This window comes from Lonsdalea britannica (genome assembly GCF_946477055.1).
In the GTDB taxonomy this organism is placed as follows: Bacteria; Pseudomonadota; Gammaproteobacteria; order Enterobacterales; family Enterobacteriaceae; genus Lonsdalea; species Lonsdalea britannica_A.
This window is the reverse complement of the sequence record NZ_CAMKXG010000275.1, coordinates 1-4,456: the sequence shown is the minus strand read 5'-3', so window position 1 is coordinate 4,456 and position 4,456 is coordinate 1. Positions and strand designations below refer to the sequence as shown.

At 60.4% G+C, this 4,456-nt stretch carries 4 protein-coding genes; all 4 read left to right on the top strand.

Translation table 11 applies throughout. The annotated features are described in order from the left end of the window. Positions 1-186: 186 nt before the first annotated feature. Positions 187-1,719 carry an ABC transporter substrate-binding protein gene (locus tag Q7O77_RS15060; RefSeq protein WP_304169171.1) on the top strand — a complete coding sequence of 511 codons (1,533 nt, stop codon included), beginning with the start codon at positions 187-189 and terminating at the stop codon, positions 1,717-1,719. A 64-nt stretch (positions 1,720-1,783) separates the two neighbouring features. Next, entirely contained in the window at positions 1,784-2,701 is a 918-nt protein-coding gene (locus tag Q7O77_RS15055) for an ABC transporter permease (protein ID WP_304169168.1), read from the top strand. 9 nt (positions 2,702-2,710) lie between these two features. Beyond that, the gene (locus tag Q7O77_RS15050; RefSeq protein ID WP_304169165.1) at positions 2,711-3,640 is read left to right on the top strand and encodes an ABC transporter permease; all 930 of its coding nucleotides are present in this window, start codon (positions 2,711-2,713) and stop codon (positions 3,638-3,640) included. A gap of 10 nt (positions 3,641-3,650) precedes the next feature. Further along, a partial coding sequence (locus Q7O77_RS15045) for an ABC transporter ATP-binding protein (protein ID WP_304169163.1) occupies positions 3,651-4,456 on the top strand: 806 nt, incomplete at its 3' end.

The following is a 4,456-nucleotide window of genomic DNA, read 5'->3' as shown; positions in this document are numbered from 1 at the left end:
GAATGACCTGTGGTTTGCGGCTAAAGCAGCTCGGGTTAAGCGGTTTCTCATTATTAGAAAGCTTATATCTAAAATCAGTAAGGTTAAGAAGCCGGGGTTGGCTCCACTCTTGCAACTTCCTGTCGGAACGTAGGTGAGATTGTGGCGATTTAATTCTTTCATGAAGTGTCTCGAATGGAGAATCCTATGGCTTGTTCACTGACAAGACAGATCAAACGCGGTGTTTTGTCTGCACTCCTCCTCAGCTGCGCGGCATCCAGCTATGCGGGAAAACAGAATGACACGTTGGTTTACGCCTCCGACAACGAGGTGGAAAACGTCAGCCCTTATCATAACAACCTTCGTGAAGGCGTGATTCTGGCCCATCTGGTCTGGGATACCCTGATTTATCGCGATCCCAAAACCGGCGAATATAAACCCGAACTGGCCTCTAGCTGGACCTGGGAATCGCCCACCGCCCTGCTGATCCATCTGCGTAAAGGGATCACCTTCCATAACGGCGATCCGTTCACGGCGGAAGACGTGGCCTATACCTTCAACCACATCGCCGGTCCGGGGACGTCATCCGTCATGCCGCAAAGCGTGGACTGGATTGAAACCACTGAAAAGGTGGATGACTACACCGTCCGGCTAAAGTTGAAAAAACCGTTCCCCGCCGCGCTGGAATATCTCTCCGGCCCGACGCCGATCTACCCGTCAGCCTATTACCAGAAGGTAAAACTGGCTGGCTTCAGCAAAGCGCCTATCGGCACCGGCCCCTACAAAATCACCAAAGTCACCCCGGCTCAGGGTGTGAGCATGGAAAAGAATGCCCGCTACTTTGCGGATAGCCCGCAGGGTCAACCGAAAATCGGCAAGCTGCAGTTCGTCGTTATTCGCGACCCGGAAACCCGGCTGGCGCAGCTGATGACCGGTCAGGTGGATTGGATCTGGCGCGTGCCCGCCGATCAGATCACCTCGCTGGAAACCATGCCGAATCTGACGGTGAAAAGCGGCGAAACCATGCGTATCGGCTTTATGGCGCTGAACACCCACGCCAGCGGACCGGGCGGCGAACCGTTCAAGGATCTGCGCGTGCGTCAGGCGGTGAACTACGCCATCAACCGCGAAGGCATCGTCAACAATCTGGTGCGCGGCGGCAGTCAGCCGGTCTACTCCGCCTGCTTCCGCACCCAAACCGCCTGCGATACCAGCAAGGTCATCAAATACGACTACAACCCGGAGAAGGCGAAGCAGCTGCTGGCGGAAGCCGGTTATCCCAACGGTTTCGACACCGATATATGGGCCTACCGCGAGCGTGACTACGCCGAGGCGATCATCGGCGATCTGCGCAAAGTCGGCATTCGCGCGCGTCTTCACTACGTCCAGTACACGGTGCTGGCGGCGGATCTGATCTCCGGTAAAGCGCCGATGGCGATCCGCACCTGGGGATCGTTCTCCATCAACGACGCTGCGGCGTTCACCACGCCGTATTTCGGCGGCAAAGGCGATGATATCTGGAAGGACAGCGAGGTCACGGCCATGCTGTCGAAAGCGGATGAAACGCTTGACCCCAAACAGCGCAGCGCCCTGTACGCCGACGCGCTGGGGCGAATTTCGTCGCAGGCCTATCTGGCGCCGATGTTCTCCTACTCCACCAACTATGCCTTTACCTCCGATCTGAATTTCGATGATTGGCCGGACGAGCTGCCGCGCTTCGCCATGGCCAGCTGGAAATAAGACGTTAAACGGGCCGGAAGGAGCGCGATTCCTTCCGGCTACCGGGGCGCAGGAGGAGTGACTGATGCTTATCTATATTTTGCGACGGCTGCTGGTGGCCTTGGCCGTACTGTTTACGGTGGCTGTCGTCAGCTTTTCGCTACTGCACCTCTCGGGCGATCTGGCGGCCGCTATTGCGGGTCCAGACGCCTCCGCCGAGGTGATTGAGGGAATTCGACGACAGTATGGGCTGGACCAACCGTTGCTGACGCAGTTTGGTCAGTGGATGTGGGCGGCGCTGCATCTGGATTTCGGCCGCTCGTTCTATTTCGAAAATACGGTGATGGAACTGGTGGGCCAACGCATGCCAATCACCTTGAAGCTCGGCGGTGTTTCGCTGCTGCTGGCGTTGGTGGTGGCGATCCCGCTGGGCGTACTGGCGGCGGTTTTTCGCGATACCTGGGTAGACCGAGGCTCCATGTTTATCGCCGTCATCGGGCAGGCGATGCCGAACTTCTGGTTTGCGCTGATCCTGATTCTGCTGTTCGCCGTCGGGCTGAAATGGCTGCCGGTGGCGGGCAACAGCAGCTGGCAAAACTTCGTGCTGCCCGCTGTGGCGCTGGGCTACTACGCCATGCCGTCGCTGATGCGTCTGACGCGTTCCGGCATGCTGGACGTGCTGGGCGCGGACTATATCCGTACCGCTCGGGCGAAGGGACTCAGTGCGTTTCGGGTGATCGTCAAGCATGGCCTGCGCAACGCCATCATCCCGGTGGTGGCGCTGGCGACGGTGGAGCTGGGCTTCATGCTGGGCGGCTCCGTGGTGATCGAATCCGTGTTCGCGTTGCAGGGGCTGGGCCAGCTGGCCTGGGACTCTATCTCGCGTAACGACTTCCCGGTGGTACAGGCCATCGTGCTGATTATCGCCGTGTTTTACATCGTATTGAGCTTTCTGGCGGACGTGCTGAATGCCGCGCTGGACCCCCGACTGCGGACGCAATAAGGAGCTGTCATGAAACCATCCTCAACGCTTTCCTCCGCCGTTGTCGCGTCGACGCCGTCCGAGGCGGCCCTGCTGCCCGAACCGGGCCCGGCACGGCGTTGGCTGCGGCGGATCATGGGCCATCACAGTATGGCGATGGGCGTCGTTATCCTCGCCATCATCATCGTGGCCGCGCTGCTGGCGCCGCTGATCAGCCCGCACGATCCGTATGCGCAGGACATCAGTCAGCGTTTGATCCCGCCGGTCTGGCATGAAAAGGGCGGTTGGGACCATCTGCTCGGCACCGACAAGCTGGGGCGTGATTACCTGAGTCGTCTGCTGTACGGCGCGCAGGTGTCGCTGCTGATTGGGCTGGTGTCCGTGTTTGTCGCCGGTTTGATTGGGATCACGCTGGGCGTGACGGCGGGCTACTTCGGCGGACGTGTCGATGCGGTGGTCAGCTATATCCTGACCGTGCGGCTCTCCATGCCGGTGATTCTGGTGGCGCTGGCGATGGCGTCGATGGTGGGCGGCTCCGTCAAAGTGGTGATTATGCTGCTGGGGCTGCTGCTGTGGGACCGTTTCCTGATTGTCTCCCGCTCGGTGACGCGCCAGCTGCGGGAGGCGGAATTTGTGGCGGCGGCCAAAACGTTGGGCGCGTCGTCGCTGTTCATCATGCTACGCGAGATCCTGCCTAACCTGCTGGGTCCGCTGACGGTGGTCGCGACGCTGGAGATCGCCCACGCCATTCTGCTGGAGGCCACGCTGTCGTTTCTGGGGCTGGGCGTACAGCCGCCGATGCCGTCGTGGGGGCTGATGGTCGCCGAAGGCAAGGCGTACATGTTCTTTCAGCCGTGGGTCATCCTGATACCGGGCGTCATGCTGGCGGTACTGGTTCTGGGCATCAATCTGGTCGGGGATGGTCTGCGCGACATCACCGCGCTGGACGGACGGGGTTAAGGAGTCGGCGATGAATGATGACATTTTGCTGGATGTGAAGAACCTGCGGGTCGATTTACCGACGCCGCGCGGCATGCTGCATGCGGTGCGGGGCATCGACTTCTCCGTGCGCCGGGGCGAGATGCTGTGTCTGGTCGGGGAGTCGGGCTGCGGCAAATCCATGACGTCGCTGGCGCTGATGGATCTGCTGCCGCGCAAAGCCATCCGCACGGCCGATCATATGCGTTTCAAAGGCCACGATCTGCAAATGATGACGCCCCGGCAGCGGGCCGCGATGCGGGGCGACGAGATGGCGATGATTTTTCAGGAGCCGATGACGTCGCTCAATCCCTCTTTCACGCTCGGCAACCAACTGTGTGAAACGCTGCTGGCGCACCGTAAGGTCTCGATGTCGACGGCGCGAGATCGGGCGGTATGGCTGATGGAGCGCGTGGGGATTCCGATGGCGGCGGACCGGCTGAATCAGTATCCCCATCAGCTGTCCGGCGGCCTGCGTCAGCGCATCATGATCGCGATGGCGTTGATGTGCGAGCCGGAGCTGATCATCGCGGATGAACCCACCACGGCGCTGGACGTCACCATTCAGGCGCAAATTCTGCGGATGCTGCGCGAGCTGCAACAGGAGTTCGGCACCGCGGTGATTTTCATCACCCACGATCTGGGCGTGGTGGCCCGCATCGCCGATCGCGTGTCGGTGATGTACGCCGGGCAAATTGTCGAAACCGCGCCCGTGATGCCGCTATTTCATCAGCCGCAGCACCCTTATACGCGTGGGCTGCTCGACTGCATTCCGGTGCAAGGGAAGACGATGCCGGG